This window comes from Roseibium salinum (assembly GCF_026240905.1).
GTDB lineage: Bacteria > Pseudomonadota > Alphaproteobacteria > Rhizobiales > Stappiaceae > Roseibium > Roseibium salinum.
This window is the reverse complement of the sequence record NZ_JAPEVI010000003.1, coordinates 1046270-1061360: the sequence shown is the minus strand read 5'-3', so window position 1 is coordinate 1061360 and position 15091 is coordinate 1046270. Positions and strand designations below refer to the sequence as shown.

Annotated in this window: 16 protein-coding genes; all 16 read right to left on the bottom strand. The window is 62.3% G+C overall.

Annotated features, from left to right (window positions below):
• Positions 1-5 precede the first annotated feature (5 nt).
• Positions 6-404, bottom strand: coding sequence for a GPW/gp25 family protein (locus tag ON753_RS09470; protein ID WP_265962280.1), 399 nt, complete (start codon positions 402-404; stop codon positions 6-8).
• Positions 405-407: 3 nt separating this feature from the next.
• Positions 408-602, bottom strand: coding sequence for a hypothetical protein (locus ON753_RS09465; protein WP_265962279.1), 195 nt, complete (start codon positions 600-602; stop codon positions 408-410).
• 84 nt (positions 603-686) lie between these two features.
• Complete coding sequence (locus ON753_RS09460; RefSeq protein WP_265962278.1) at positions 687-1235, bottom strand: baseplate assembly protein; 549 nt, start codon at positions 1233-1235, stop codon at positions 687-689.
• Positions 1235-2047, bottom strand: a complete 813-nt coding sequence (locus tag ON753_RS09455) for a hypothetical protein (RefSeq protein WP_265962277.1) — start codon at positions 2045-2047, stop codon at positions 1235-1237. The genes ON753_RS09460 and ON753_RS09455 overlap by 1 nt, the downstream gene beginning before the upstream one ends.
• Entirely contained in the window at positions 2044-2430 is a 387-nt protein-coding gene (locus ON753_RS09450) for a hypothetical protein (protein ID WP_265962276.1), read from the bottom strand. The genes ON753_RS09455 and ON753_RS09450 overlap by 4 nt, the downstream gene beginning before the upstream one ends.
• A gap of 19 nt (positions 2431-2449) precedes the next feature.
• Complete coding sequence (locus ON753_RS09445) at positions 2450-3496, bottom strand: major capsid protein (protein WP_265962275.1); 1047 nt, start codon at positions 3494-3496, stop codon at positions 2450-2452.
• A gap of 59 nt (positions 3497-3555) precedes the next feature.
• Complete coding sequence (locus tag ON753_RS09440) at positions 3556-4257, bottom strand: head decoration protein (protein ID WP_265962274.1); 702 nt, start codon at positions 4255-4257, stop codon at positions 3556-3558.
• Positions 4258-4293: 36 nt separating this feature from the next.
• Positions 4294-5637 carry a S49 family peptidase gene (locus ON753_RS09435; RefSeq protein ID WP_265962273.1) on the bottom strand — a complete coding sequence of 448 codons (1344 nt, stop codon included), beginning with the start codon at positions 5635-5637 and terminating at the stop codon, positions 4294-4296.
• Positions 5638-5641: 4 nt separating this feature from the next.
• Positions 5642-5884, bottom strand: coding sequence for a hypothetical protein (locus ON753_RS09430; RefSeq protein ID WP_265962272.1), 243 nt, complete (start codon positions 5882-5884; stop codon positions 5642-5644).
• Positions 5881-7380 carry a phage portal protein gene (locus ON753_RS09425; RefSeq protein WP_265962271.1) on the bottom strand — a complete coding sequence of 500 codons (1500 nt, stop codon included), beginning with the start codon at positions 7378-7380 and terminating at the stop codon, positions 5881-5883. Before ON753_RS09425 ends, ON753_RS09430 begins: the two co-directional genes overlap by 4 nt.
• A gap of 63 nt (positions 7381-7443) precedes the next feature.
• A complete protein-coding gene (locus ON753_RS09420; RefSeq protein WP_265962270.1) occupies positions 7444-9537 on the bottom strand; it encodes a terminase gpA endonuclease subunit in 2094 nt (697 codons plus the stop codon).
• Positions 9534-10154, bottom strand: coding sequence for a hypothetical protein (locus tag ON753_RS09415; protein ID WP_265962269.1), 621 nt, complete (start codon positions 10152-10154; stop codon positions 9534-9536). Before ON753_RS09415 ends, ON753_RS09420 begins: the two co-directional genes overlap by 4 nt.
• Before the next feature lie 183 nt (positions 10155-10337).
• On the bottom strand, positions 10338-10904 hold the full coding sequence (locus ON753_RS09410; protein WP_265967108.1) for a phage tail protein: 567 nt from the start codon (positions 10902-10904) through the stop codon (positions 10338-10340).
• Positions 10905-11008: 104 nt separating this feature from the next.
• Positions 11009-11809: a hypothetical protein gene (locus ON753_RS09405; RefSeq protein WP_265962268.1), complete on the bottom strand. Its 801-nt coding sequence runs from the start codon at positions 11807-11809 to the stop codon at positions 11009-11011.
• A gap of 332 nt (positions 11810-12141) precedes the next feature.
• A complete protein-coding gene (locus ON753_RS09400) occupies positions 12142-13806 on the bottom strand; it encodes a primase-helicase family protein (protein WP_265962267.1) in 1665 nt (554 codons plus the stop codon).
• Positions 13803-15011, bottom strand: a complete 1209-nt coding sequence (locus tag ON753_RS09395) for a CHC2 zinc finger domain-containing protein (RefSeq protein ID WP_265962266.1) — start codon at positions 15009-15011, stop codon at positions 13803-13805. The genes ON753_RS09400 and ON753_RS09395 overlap by 4 nt, the downstream gene beginning before the upstream one ends.
• Positions 15012-15091: the final 80 nt, after the last annotated feature.

The following is a 15091-nucleotide window of genomic DNA, read 5'->3' as shown; positions in this document are numbered from 1 at the left end:
AAACCTCAAAGAACGGATGCTGAAGCGGCGCCGCCCGCAAAGTTCACGGAGAAGGACAGATTGCGCTCGACGGCGAAGTCGCTGAGATGCCCGCGCGGTCGATAGTCGACCTCAATGACGATGGTCGCGGAGCCGAGCCGCACCTCGTCGGCGCTGCCGGCGAACGAGACGCGCCGGACAGAAAGACGGGGCTCCCACAGATCGATGGCGGTGCCGACCAACTGCTGAATGAGCGCAAAGAGGCGCGGTTGCATGGCGCGGCCGAGCAGCTCGGCAACGCCGCCACCGAACGGCCGGCGCATGACCCGCGATCCGATATTCGTCGACAGGATCACTTCGACGCTTTGCAGCGTGTGCGCCAGATTGTCGGTCAGCCGGAAGGTGGTGCGGTCGAGCCCCGACATCGATCAGTCCCCGGCTCCGTCGCCCTCGCCGCCTTCGCTGTGCTTCGCGCCGGTCTTCGGTTTTTTCGGCGAGATCCGCTCCAGCGCCAGGTCATAGCGCGCCTCTGCGTCCGTCAGCTTCACTGTCCGGGAGCTCGGCACGCGCGCGCCGTTGATCGTGCCGACACCATCGGCAACGTAATAGGTTTTCTTCTGCATGATGTCCCTCTAGATCAACCCGCCTTCAGGCCACACCTGAAGGCGGAAAAGTTGATCGCCCTCAAAGTGCTAGAGCAGCATGCTCTAGTGCGGGCCTTGCGTATCGGCGCCGCCTGGTACGACGCCGCCATGAACGTGCGTGTCGCCGATATCGATGCCGTTGTGCTGCACATGGCCTTCGGTGAAATCCACATCGCCGCTGACTTCCTGGTCGCCTTCGATCTTCACATCGCCCTTGATCGTGACGTCGCCTTCGATCTTGACCTCACCGTCCTTCATCGTGATCGTGATGCCGAAGGCTTTCAGGACGTTGGCAGCAAGATCCGCGCTCGGCGGCTGGTTGCCATCGGTGAACCCGCCGCGCAGCAAGACACCCTGGCGAATGTCTCCGTTCGGGCTGAGAATGCCGACCACCTGCCCAATGGATAGCGGCATCCAGGAAGACGATTGGCCGCCGCTTTCCGGATGCGGCAGCCATGGCGACAGCAATGGGCCATCTTCCGTGTCGGCCAGCTTGATCCGATAGCCTTTGGCCGCGTCGATCTCCGCGACCGGCCCGACGCGGACCATCTGGCCGAAACGCGTCTTGAGCATCTGCAGGTCGAGAACCTGACCGGTAATAATGTCGAACATCAGCTTGCAACCTCGACGCTTTCGGCGCCGGATACATCGAGCGTCACGGTGTCGATGACGGAGGCTTCGTCGGCACCGTCGATAAACCCAAGCCCCAGCTCCTTCAGCTCGGAAAGCGTCAGGCCGATCCGGGCGCGCGCTGCCTCGATGTGGTCGGGCGTCGCCGGGATCTGCGCGCGCATCAGGTCGGCGAGCTTCCGATCGTCCGCGCTGCCGGCTTCTAACAGGGCAAAGAACCTGGCGAGCGGCGCCCCTTCCGGCACGTCGCTCAGGAACTGCGGGTCCCTCAGCGCCTGGACGGAGAAAGTCAGTTTCTGAGCGGCAACGCGCTCGTTTTCGCGGGCGCTTCCTGCGCGCTCGCAAGTCACCTTGACGACACGACCGATAAGACTGCGAAAGACCTCCGCAGCTTCATTTGATCCATCGGAAAGGCAGCTGCGGATCTGACGGCCGAGGAGATCGAGATAAAACTCCGGCATCCTGTTGGTGAAGGGAATGCCCGGAATGACGGTCTGCATGAACCGCCCGGGATTGTCCGGATCCTCGACACGCTCGACCATGGCTGTCGTAACCCCGAATTCGATGCAGAGGTTGACCAGGCCATTTTCGTGAAACAAGCGCTGTTCGTCGGGCTTGCCCTCGGCTTCGTCCGTATAAACTGCAATGAACCGCTGCTTGTGATTGACCCTGAGCCCCGTGCTGTCTTCGGCCAGGACGCCGATCTCACTGTCGAGCACGTTGTCTTCGGCCAGCGTGCGGTTCCGGAGGGCCAGGACGGCAGCCTGGCGCAAGGCAATGCGGATAAGGCTCATGACTTGTCTCCGAGGTTGACGATCATGCGGCCGCGGCCGCGCGGATCGACGGAGGACACTTCCCATTCCGGCAATCCTGGCCGCTCCAAAGCGACAACCGTGTCGCCCTTCCTGATATCCAGATCGGGATAAGCGACCTGGTCGATCCTGAGCGTGGCCCCGCCGGTTCGGATATCCGTCGCAAACGTTCCCGACCGGTCGCCCGATAGGTTCTGATCGGCGCGGGTATTCGTTCGCAGCACGGCATCTATTTCCCGGGGCTCCCGGTCCGGATCTTCCCGGCCCTGGACCCAACCCGAAATCCGCACGCGTTCTGCGAATTCCTTGTCGTTTCCGGCAATGACGGCGCTGTTTATCTCGGCATTGCCGGAAACGATCGGCATGATAAGTCCCTGGCCTCAATCAGTTTGAGGTCACCAGTTCGACCAGGCACTCCGGCTGTTTGCAGACGGCAAGCCGGTTGGACTGGCTCTTCAGCTCAAAGCCTTCACCGTGGTCGAGTTCCTTGCGGGAAATGAAGATCATGTCCTGTTCGGGCGCGTCGTTCGCATGGGCGATGTGATGCACCGGAGCCTCGAAGGTCTTCATCAGATCCTGCGTGCCACCCGGATAAGCATGGCCTTTGCCGGCTTCGACATTGGCGACGGTCTCGATCGTACCGTCCTTCCGTTTGACCGGCAGGCCGCCCTTGTACTCGCGGAACAGGATATCACCGAATTCGAAGACGCGGCCCCAGCTGCCGCCCATCATCTGGCGGTTCAACTCGCGGTGTTCCGAGCTGTTCTGCGCCTGCAGCCAGAACTTTTCGACCTTTGCATGGCTGATGAACTTGTTGAAGAAACTCGACGAAACCACTGATTGCACGCCGTTCGTGGTCTCTCCCTGCAGCTTGTTCATCTGATGATCGACCACCTCTTCGCATTTGGCTCGAATGTCGGTGTCGGCCGTGCCGAGCTTGAAATCGACGGTCTTTTTGGTGATGTCGAAGAGATCGTAGAGATCGTAAAGAACGGTGCCCTCGCCGTCGGTGATCAGGCCCTTGAGCATGCCGAGGCGGATGAATTCCAGGGTGATGGAATGATGCTTGCGGATGTTCATGAGCTTGCGGGCCAGCTCGCGATCGAGGGACCGCGGCGTCACCGTGCCGTTGACCACTTCGAGCAGACCGTCCACATCGTCGACGGAAATGTATTCCAGATGCGGGAAGTGCGGGATCTCGAAGATGACGCCGCCCTCGGTCTCGTCCGGCCCGACGGTACCGGGCGCACCGCGCGGACGCGCCGCCAGAACGTAGATCTTGCCGTTCTTGAACTCGATGCGCACGAAGCGAGAGTTCTTGGTTTCGAACGGCGCGATGCCGAGCGCGTGCAGCAGCCCGAACTGGTTCGGAATTCGGTTCACCTCCTGGGTGAGGTCCGAATTCGTATAGAGGAAGTCAAATTCAGCCATATCAGGTCCTCTTGAGGATCAACAAAAAAGCGGCCCCAGGAGGCCGCTGCCGGTTCGTGTTAGCGCACTAACATCCGCATGTTTTCCAAGTCGACGATCGCGGCCGCTTTCTGCGCATCGGTGATGCCGGCAGGCCACGCGATTTCCGCGCCGTAAAGGATCACGTCGCCGCGGCGCAGAGCCAGGCCGCCCGGAGCGTCCGCGCCGTCCTGCGCTTCCAGCTCAACCAGCGACACGCCCCAAATGCGTTCGGTGCCGTCTGCCGCATTCGGGTCCCACTCAACGACCTTGTTGGTGGCATCCCCGAGTTCGACCGCAACGGAAACGACGAACTTGTCGCCTTCGACGAAATCGGCCGCGCCGCCAGCGATGGTAAAGCGGACCTGCTTGGCGAATGCCGCGCCGCCAGTCGCAGTGCCGACATGATTGCCATCGGGATCTTCGACGCGGAATTTTGAAACGCCATCGGCACCGCCGGTCGTGCAAACGACGGTGTAGTCGCCCGGCTTGACCGCGTTGGTGTAGGCGGGATCGGAGAGTGTAAGCACGCCGTCGCCGGTGTTGCCGGCATCGGCGGCCTGTGCAACGTCGACGGCCGAAACCCCGTAGGTCATGGCGAGAAGCGTGCCGATCGTGACGGCACGCGCGGCGCCCGAACCGGCCAGGAGCGTGAATGTCTCGCGGGTGAATTCGGGATTGCTCTCCGATTTTACGAGCTGCGACCGGCGCTTTTTGCCGGTGTATTTGTAGGTAGCAAGCATGTGAAGAAACTCCGTTTCTGTTTCCGGCGGATCGGCTTATTGGGCGCCGGCCATCCTCGCGATCTGGGCGCCGAGCGTACGCGACAGGCCGCTTTCCGCCTTCTGAGCGCCAGCGGCCTCGCCGATCGGGTCCTGATCCGACTGGCGGGCGTCGAGGCTCAGATCGGCGGAGGCATCGGCAGCGGCGCCGACATGCTTCGTCGTCATGGCCACGACTTTTTCGGCCGACATCTCAGGTGCTTCGGCAGCCAGCTCCAGCGCGTGGTTCATGCGGGCCGGGTTGCCCGCGATCCCCTCGGCCGACAGCACGGCCATCAGGCGTTCACGCTCTGCCGATGCGCCTGCACGACGGCCCTCAGCAGCAGCATTGGCGACGGCCGCATCGTGATCGGCCTGGGGGATACCCGCATTTTCAGCGGCGGGCGCGCTGGTCTGATTGCCCATCTGAGTTCCTCTCGTTTGGACGGTTGAGCGCCCGCCACGGGCGCGGGAGAGTTCTTCCAGAACCGATTCGAACGTGCCCACACGATCCACGAGACCGTGTTTGACAGCGTCCAGGTCCGGATTTTCCGTTGTGCCGAAGAAGGTTCGCGCTTCTGTCGCGCGCGCCATTTCTTCCGTAAGACGATCGCCGCGGCCGGCGGCGACGGTTTTCAGGAATTGCTCATAAAGACTGTCCACCTCCGCCTGGAGGCCGGCCCTCACGTCGTCCGACAGCGGCTCGAAGGGATTGCCATCGACCTTGTGCCGGCCGGAGAAAATCAGCGTCGGCTTGACGCCTTCTTCGGACAGAGCCTTGGAAATATCCGCATGCAGCAGGACAACGCCGATCGATCCGGAAACCGCTGACGGCGTCGTGACGATCTCAGTCGCTCCGCTCACGATCGCGTAGCCGGCCGATGCCGCCATGCCGTTGACGACGGCAATGACGGGCTTTTTAGCGGCAAGTTCCCTCACCAGTGCGGCGGTTTCGAATGCCCCGATGGCCTCGCCGCCAGGCGATGTGACATCGAGGATAGCCGCCTTCAACCGATCGTCCTCGCGCGCCTTCTTCAGCTGGTGCTTCACCCCCTCATAGGAGACCAGGCCTGAAGACGCGCCGACATAGGCGCCGCGGTGAACGAGCGAGCCGACGATCGAAATGATCCCGACGCCGTCTTCCGTCACGCGATACGGCGCCAGGACCGGAAAGCCCCACGCGTCCCGCTCGATCCGCCCCTCTTCGTCCCGCTCGTAGGGATCGCCTTCAAAGCGGTCGGCAGACGGCGCATTGACGCCAATTCGCCCGCCGAGCACGGACATGATGACCTGCGCCTTCTCAGGCGTGATCAGCAGGGGGCGGTTGAGCACCCTGTCGGCAAGGTTTGCAAGAAAGGTCATGAAACTATCCGAAGGTGATCGCCCGGCGGGGTGGCCTTTGCCCGCTCTTGCGGGCGCATTCGCTCTTGAGCTGCCGGATCCGCGCCTGGAGCGCCGGGATCTGGCTTTGCTGCCACTGGCGTTCGTCCTCGCCAACACGCGCACGCACGACCATTTCCCCGGCAAGCAAGCGGTTCAGAACCTCTTCAAGTTTGGGATAGACCAGGCAAGGGTTGCTCATGTCGACCCCGTCGAAGATCGAACTCATTTCTCGTCCCTTTCCTCGTCGATTGCCTTGTCGGTGCCGATCCTGGCGTCTTCCGAGCGTTCGCCCGGATGCGGCAGATTGCGTTCGTTGCGGCTCTGCCGCTCGCGTTCCAGCCCCTCGTGGATATCCTCGATATCGTCGCCGCGATCGGCAGCAATGCGCCCCTGCGTCTTGACGCCGAGGCCGTAATAGATCTCGTCGGCGCGGGCGGCTTTCAGCTCGTCGGCAACGGGCTTCGGCGGCCCGCGCCATTCCGCCCGGCAGGCGGCCGCCTTGCTATTGAGAAAGCCACGAATGCCGCCAGGGAACGGTGTGCGGCCAGTGTCGATTTCCTCTTCGAGCCAGGCCTCGTAATCGGCCTGCTTGTAGGGAACGGCGATGTGCTTGCGGCGGTACTGCGTGATCGGCCAGATTTTGGCGATGCCGTTCTGCAAGGAGGAATAGGTGGCGCCGCGATAGTCGCCGGTCAGATCCTCAAAGAGGCATCCAAGGCACCGGGCGATTTCCCTGAGCAGGAAATTTGCCAGCGGCTCATAGTTGGCATTGGGGTATTTCGCCCCCTGGAGGTTCAGCTTTTCGCCCGCAAACAGATGCGGAATTCGGCCGTAGTCGCCAAGCTTGATATCGACGTTGCTATGCCACCCGGTCAATTCTTTCATGAAGCCGGTCATGGGCGTCTCGCCCCCGATGGCGGACAGGACATCTTCGGTCGGATAGTCGCTCTCGATCGTCGCCGCGAACATCGCATGAAGAAACGATGCCGCCAGCGTCGAGCCCGACAGCCGGTCATAGTTCTGAATTGTCTTCAGGACGGGCGCGAATACGGTGATGCCGCGATGCTGGCCCGGAAGACCATCGAAAATGTGCTTGATGATCGGCCGGCCGAACCGGTCGCGGGCGCGATACTCGACATCGCTGGTGATGCCGTTCCCGTCCTTCAGCCGGAAGCGGTAGGAAACCGGAGCACCGTGCCTGTCCAGGCGGACGCCCTGATGCAACCGTTCCGACACGTCGGTGTCCCGGCAAAGCCAATGGGACGGCAGGAGCCGCGCACGCGTCCTGCTTTCAACGCCCGGCCGGGAAAACATCAGAAACTGCGTGATCCCCTCGCCCGTTGCAAAGAACTGGCGCAGGTGCGCCGCTTCCATCTGCCCTGCGGTCCAGCGTCCGCCGGCATCGCATTCGAATGCATTTCTGCACCGCGCCTCATACCGCCGCTCGACCCGCCGCGCCCATTTGGCGGCCTCGCTCGCGGTCATGCCGATGGCCTCGTGATCCGGCGTGGCGTTCAACTGAAGGCCCGTGCCGATGATCGTGGAGATCGCCGCCTCCACGCCGCCGGCAATCCAGCCGTTGTTCTGCAGCGCCTCGATGGTGCGGGCGGCCGCCGGCGTCCACGCCTGGCGGATGTCGTCGGAGATGTCGCGAAGGGCCGGCCCGGCCATGAACACGGCCGGGCCGGAGCCCGTATTGCGCAGATACCCTGCGCCGGGCACAGCTCGCCCGTCCGCAGAACCCGTTTTCCGCGGGATGACAGGAACCGATGTGCGCATGATTTCCTATTTGTTGAGGGCCCTGGAAAGTTCAGCCAGTGACATTTTCGGCTGTTCTTTCTTGTGGAACGGATCTTCTGCCGCGACCGTGAAGAGATCGGGCGCCGCCGGCTGGCCGTGAACATCGAGCAGCAGCTCGGACCAACGCTCCTGAGTGAGCCGCAGTTTCGTTTCCAGGTACCAAGCGAGCGCGAAGGCGTAGACCGTGACGTCGAACCAGTCGTTTTTCCGGCCGCCGATCTTCTTCCATTCTTTCTTGGCCTTGGGGCTGATCAGATCGCGGGCACGCCGGTTGACGGCCTTGCGCAATTCCTCTTCCGGATCGACCAGCCTTTCCGCCGTCAGCTCCAGGGCAAGCTCTTCATCGCAAAGATCGGCGGCGATCTGGAAGGTGTTGCGTGGCCACCGGCCGTTTGCGTCCTTGCCCTGCACGAAGTTCGCGAGGCCCGCCATGACCTCGGTTTTCACGTCATAGGCATTGACGGGATAGAGCTGAACCCGCGCAATCTTGCGCTTGTACTCATCGACGATCGCCTGACTCGTCGGCGTGCCGAGCCAGGCAACGGCCTGCTTTTCACGGCCGTCGAGCGCGTAGACGTTCGGGCGGCCGGAGCAAAAACGGTAGACCCTTTGCGTCGCCCAACCCGAGTCGACGCCGGACAGGTCGATCGACCGCTCCAGCCCGCCCGCACCGGGATATTTCCGGGCGAGAGCATCGGCAAGGGCGATCCATGGCTCGTCACTCTGGTCCGGAGCGCCCTCAAAAACCTCGCGGTCGATCAACCAACGCTGACTGTTCGGGCCGATGGCAAAGCAGGCCCACTTGATGCCGTAGCCCTGGATGTCAGCCGTCGAAACCAGAAGGCCGGCCTCGCGGGGTATAGCCCGGCTGACGACAGGGTTGAGGCGCGCAGTCTCGACGATCTGCTCATGATCGACCTCGGCGGAACCCGGATCGTAGGGCTCGGCAAGATCCTGCTGGCAGAACACGCGCCTTTTGGTCGTGTCGCCTTCGGCAGCCTCGGCACGGGTCCAGATATCGGCGAAGCGTTCTTTCGGGGCATATGCCGCCCAAAGATGGTAGCTCGGCTGCCAGCCGAGACACCGCCCCTCGCAAGGGTCGCATTCCCAGGTGCCGATTTCCTCCGGCGCGATGATCTGCGGAACCTTCGGCTCGCCCTCGCGCACACGCGTAGCAATCCAAACGCCGCGGGAAAGCATTTCGGTCTTGTGCCCGTCGACGATGGCCTCGTTGCAGTTCAGGCACTTGAAATGAACCGGCAGATCCTTCCCGGCGTCCGCACCGTGCATCTGCTCGAAGAACAGCGGCTGGAACATCCCGCAATGCGGACACGGAATGTAGTAGTAGCGGCGATCACCGGCCTCGAAATCTGCCGTTACCGCGCATTCGCCGGCCGTGCCCGGCGTCGATCCCTGCCATTCCTTCGCCAGATCGCCATACATTTTCTGACGGGCGCGGGCCTGGTCGCGCGGCGATCCGCGGCCGTCCACGTCTTTGGGATAGCCGGTGACCTCGTCCATGGCGAGATACTTGATCGACACCATCTGCAGGCCCTTGGAGGAGCCTGCGTTGACGATCTGGCAGAAGCCGCCGGCAAAGCGCTTGTAGAACGTCGTCGAGGACTGTTCGTCCCGGCTGTTGACCGGCACGACCTTGTGCGAGACGCGCGGCGTTGCCTCGATCGTCGGCTGCAGTTTGATCCGGTTGAACTTCGTTGCCTCTTCCAGCGTCGGCAACGTGATCATCATGGAACCGGGCGCCTGGTCGACGATGAAGCAAAACCAGTTCTCGATCGCCGTCGACTTGCCGAGCTGCGCCGCCCAACGGGCTGTTACGCGCCGGGCCGGGTGATCCGGATGGAGACAATCCTGCGGCTCGCGAAGATAAGGAACACGTTCGGTCTTGAACGGGCCCGGCCAGGGCGAACCGGATTCGGCAGAGACAACCCGGTAACGATCCGACCATTCGCTGATGGTCAGGTCCTCGACCGGCCGGGTCGCATCCGCCAACCCTTTGAACAGCACCTCCCCTCCGGCAGGCAGAGCCGGAAACATCTGGCGCGTGTCGTGAAATGTCATTGCAGGGTTTCGGTGACCTGGTCGCCGTCCTGCTCGCCGTCGATCGGCGGCGCATCGGCCGTTCGCCTGAAATCGTCGAGGCTCTTCAGGATTTCCCGGTGGAACACATCCAGGCCGGTTCTGACAAATTTCTTCAGGGCCAGGCGGATCGTTCGCTCATCCCAGCCATATTTAACCGACAGCGATGCGGCCTCGGTCTCGACAGCACGTTCGAACGAGCTGTTCATGAGCGCGATCGCATCGCGTCCGGCACGGTCAACCTCACTGGTCGGCGTGACCTGTTTGCGCCGCTGCGCAAGGTCCAGTTCCTTCAGCTCGGCGTCGGCCAGAGCCTTCCGCGCGGCGCCGTTGACCTTTGTGCCGGGCAGATTGCCGGCAAAGGCCGGCTCTTTCACTATCGGCGCGGGGGTCGGCACCGCCGGCTCGATCCGGATGTTCTCCGACCGGTGCATCCGCAGGCGGACATAGTCGACCTGCGTTTCCCGGCCGCTCCGTTTCGTCGGCAGCGCCTCGCCGTGCTTGCTCAGATACCGGGACAAGGTCGAGCGCGTGACAACATCCCCGGCCTTGGTCAAGCGTTCGGCCGCTTCCGTTATCGAGATCCAGTCCTCGTCCATGCGTGCATCCGTGCGCCTGCACGCGTGCATCCGTGCAAAGCGTGTATCGGTTGAAAATCGACCTACTGGTGAAAAGCCGGGAGCTTCCCGCCCGTGGAGGGCGAAAGGCCGGGGTACGGTCCCTATGGTTCGCCGTGCGGATCGAGAAACGCTGCGGGCTCGATGACCCCGCTGGCGGATCAATCAGCTGAAAGCCTTGCCGGTCTCGCGCCTCAGTTCATGGATCACGCGGCGCGGCAAGACCTTGCCGACCGTCGATTGCCAGGCCTTGGCGCTTTCGCCCTGCACCATCTCGCGCGGGAGGATGACCCCCGACGTCTGTTTCGCGATCGGCAGCCGGCTCTTGCCGTCACGGGCAAACACATGGCCGCTCATACCCAGAGCAACCCGCCCGGGGAATTTGCCGCCCTTGATGAATGTGCCGGAAAAGACCTTGCGCGCCCCAAACGGTTTGGCGCTGACGCCCTTGCGGGTTTCCCTAGCGGCGAAATGCTTGAGGGCAATGTCGCCGCCGCGTGCCTTGATCTTGTATTCGAGAGTCGTGCCCGAGGCCCGCAGCGGGACCATCGCAGTTCGGATCGTCTTGAGCTTCAGCCCGGTTTGCTTTGCCAGTGCCCGACCGGCCCTGGTCCGCCCCTGCGAGCCGGCCCGGTTCAGCGCCCGAGATCCGATCTTGCGGATCGATTTGGCCGACAGCCTGGACATGGCGCGGTCCAAGGTCTTCAACCCGGACACGTCAGACCAATACATCCCAAGCACGTGCGCCAATCCAACAAAAAACCCCGCGGGCGGCGCCGGCGGGGTTGTCTAACCTTTTTCAGTACGGCTTTCCTATGTCAAGTTGCGCTGTCACGTCAAGCAGAAATTCTCAAATCCGGCAGGACGACCGGCCCGCGCCATTCTTGGTTCTCCCAGGGACAGGCAGGGCGATCTGAGCTGACAACGTCCCATTTCTCCAGCTTTCCCCTCAGTTCTTCCACCACGAACGACAGAGCGCTGCGCCAGATCTGATACTCGCCGCGCGCGATGATGACCTCTGTCGGGTCCGGGTCGAAATAGAACTTCTGGTAGGCACCGGCCTTGGGCGCTTTGGTATTGCGATTCCACCCGTCTTCGGTTTCCCATTTGTGCTCGACAGGTTCGCCGTTCTCGTCAAGAGCGTGTTCAATGCGCATCTGGAACCAGATCGGTTGGCCGTTCGCGTTGCACAGCGGCTTCAGCTCCGGCACCTCGCCGTCCGTGTCAGGGCAACCGCCGAGAATGGCGTGTCTCCTGACCAGGTCGACGGGACGGCGACGCGCATTGGCAATGCCGAAGCGCGCGGCGTCCAGCACGATCTTGCAGTGCTTTTCATGCCGCGCGATCTCGGGCATAGGGTTCCAGCCCTCCGGCAGATCCAGTTCCAGAGCGTTGAGCTCGCACACCGCCGCATGCACCTTGATCGCGTCGGGATGCGGGTCGCCATCCATCGGCCCGAAATCCGGAACAACCCCGTACTCATTGTCATCGACGCTGGTCAGCAGTTGACCGAAGCCTTCGACCATCGACCACGCGGACCGGGAAAGCAGAGCACCGCCCTGCCCGGCTCCCGCCTTCGGCAACTCGTCGCAATAGGCCCATTTCAGAAGCTTCTCGATATCGATCCGTTTTTTCATTCAAACGCCCCGGGTTTCGCAAATTGAGCGGTGGTCCATGTGGTCCATGGTGGTCCAGTCAGAAAAACAACTGTATGGACCGCCTTTTTCGTTGCCCTTCAAAGGGTTAGCGATGCGGTCCATGTGGTCCAGGCAAACCGGCCCTGTAGAGAGCAGGTCCAAAGGGGTATATCGCCCTTTCGCGTGCGCACGCGCGCGGGGCGCGATTTTGTATGGACCACGTGGACCATGTGGACCAACCATTGAATTCATTGAATAATTTCGGTCCACATGCGGGACCGTGGTCCACGCTCCGGGTGGACCGGCACCGCGGCCAAGCCTATCTCCCCCAATCATCCTGTCTCTCCCCGTGTTGATTGCTCGCTCGGAAATGGCGGGTCGTTTTGATCGGCCGGCCAGTCGACAGCCTGACCGACGGCCTCCTCGAAGCTCTGCCGGCACGTGGCAAGATCCGGGAACACGTATGCGCGCCTGCGGGAGCCGCCATCGCGCGGCCTGATGTCCTTCAGCGCCGGTATGAGTTTCAGAAGGGACTTGCCGAACTGGTTGAGATCCGCCCGTCGCTTGATGCCGACCTTGTCGGCCGAGGCGAGGTATTCCTCATAGAGAAACTGCTTGGTGACATAGGCCGTTGGACACCAGGTATCGTCGGCCTTGAGCAATGCTCCCTCATACAGCCGCTCGAAAATGAACTGATCCACGCTGTCGAGTGATCGGAGTTTCTGTTGCAGGAGCGCGCCCGTGCGCGGGATCTGCCGCAGATTGACCGACGACAGGTCGAAGTCCAGGAGATCCGCGAGCAGCGCCTGCCGGCCGCCGGCATCCAGCTCGGCCATCATTTCCCCGAAATAATCGTGGTTTTCCTTCACGTTAGAGGCACAGTCCAGAACGCAATAGCGCCGCTCGTCCTTGCCGGCCGGCACAACCCAATCCTCGTTGGACGTCATCATGATCCGGACGAAATTGTCGAGCCGGTAGGGATCGACGCCCTTCGACTCGATCATCTGCGTCTTGGAGGTGATCAGGCCCTTCAACCGGCCTTCCGCAACCTTGTCGCCGGCCCAGACCGCTTCTTCCGCCTGCAGCAACAGACAGGCGCTCATATGAGCGTTGAACTGGCCGGTGATATAGCGCGGATCGTCCACCTGGAAGAAATGCGGCGCGATCAGGCTGCCCATCACCTCGCCCATGATTGATTTGCCGGTTCCCATCAGCCCGCGAACGACCAGGGCGGTGCCCGGCCGTTCCCGCGGCCGCTGCATCATGTGCGCGAACCAGCCGAAGACCCAATTGAACAGCTCGCGGTCCCCGTCGCAGATGTTCGTCAGCATATGGTCCTTGAGAACCGTCCATCGTCCGGCCCTCGGGTTGGGGTCGACCGAATATCCCTGCCAGAGGTTCAGGTAACCCCGCGTGGCGCTCGCGCCGTCCGGGTTCGGAAAGAACTCGATACCGTCGAACTGGCGGCGGTGCCGCTCCCCTTCCCATCGCTTCGACCAGGTGATGGTCTTGATCTTGCCGTCCGAGGTCATCACCTGCGTCGGTTTATTGTTATAGAGGCGATGGAAAGAGTCGACCTGGACGACGCGGACCCGGTCCTCTTCCTTTGCGTGCGGCTGCTCGCGCACCATGGCGACTTTCGAGCCGATCAGTACCAGCGACCATTCGGCGTTCATCCGCTCCAGAGAATAGCCCCAATCCTGTGGCACCGGTGCGCCGGACCCGGTGTCATTATCGGTGTCGCTATCCGCCTCGGGCAGATAATCGCCGTCGCCGTCAACCATAGCCAGCACGCTTGCCCCTTCGATCAGCTCCCGGATGTGCGCGAGCCGCATATTCGGAGCGTTGTCCGGTTCCCCGTCAGGCGATATACCCCTTTGGACCTGATCTCCCTCGGCCTCGGTTTCCGCAGCGATCCGGGCGGCAAGCTCGGCTTTCAACTGTTCATGGATGTCCGGCTTGGCAGCGTCTTCCGGGTTCTTCCTGTCGCCGCTCACGTCGCCCCCATCAGCAAGTCGTTGTAATCCCGCCCCTCGGGCGCCCAGGCATCGAACTGCCGGCGCCCGGGCCGGTCCCAGCGTGCATGCGCGCGTTTCATCACCTGTTCGGCCGTGAAGCGATCGCTGTCGCCGTCTCCGAGCCGGACCACTTCCTCGACCTGGTCGGGGATCGTCAGCGCCTTGACATCGTCCATGTCGGGCACGGGTCCTGGTACCTTCAGGGGTTTTCCCGTTTTGTTCTTAAGATGAGGATGCGCCACGGTTTCCACGGCCCGGCCGCCCATGGACTGCAGGTCGATCGAGGTCCAATAGGCCGTTCTGCCGAACCGCTCCGTGCCGAATTCGGCAAGCGCGACAGAGACCGTGGTTTCCCATCCTTCCCCGATCACAAGCCGGGTGAAGCCTTCCGGCTGCAGAAGCTTGATGGACGCATTTCGCTTCGAGCCGCGGATCTTCTTCGCAGCGACAAATTCGGGTCTGCCGTCTTCGCGTGGTTCCGCACACGGATCTTCTATCTCGACCTTCCGGCCGGGTCGTCGCGGGTCGATATAGGTGATGTGAACACCAAGAAACTCGCCATTCGGCCCGGTAATCGGCGCCAGCATCGCAGGGCCGGAGAAGAGCACGAAGAGTTCCTGCCGCTTCCGCCCCGCTACGGGCCGCTGATGCCAGTATTTGAAATGAGGGTTGAACCGGAGCGGTAGAACGAAAGGCAGCGGCGCCAGCCCCCGACCGCGCAGATAATCGGCCCCTTCGGTTCCACCGACACGGCCGCCATAGTTCCAAAGAGTCAATGACTTGCGGATCTCTTCCTGTCGCTTCTGCTCGGCGAACGCCTCCTGCTCCCGCCTCTTCTGGTCCGCCTTCGCCTTCTCAGCCGCGATCTGCGCCGGGCTCAGTGGCTCCGGTTCCGCGTTGCCGCCAAGCTGCTCCATGGCCTCGACGAACGTCAACCCCTCGACGTGTTCCAGGAAGGTGAACTGATCCCCCGTCGCGCCGCACCCGAAGCACTTGTAGCGATGTTCGCTGTCCACGCAGTGGAAGGATGGCGTGTTTTCGGCATGGAACGGGCAGCACGCCCAATAATCGCCGGTATGCGGATTGGTCTTTGCCCGGTTCCAGGTCACGTGCCGGCCGACCATCGACGAGATCGGGTTGCGATCCTTGACCCGCTGCTTTTCGGCTTCCGTAAAGCGTTTCATAAGCCTAATCCGATCGGCTTGCGCGGATGGGGGAAAACAGCCAATTTGACAATCAACCAACGCTTGTAGAGATGAATGAA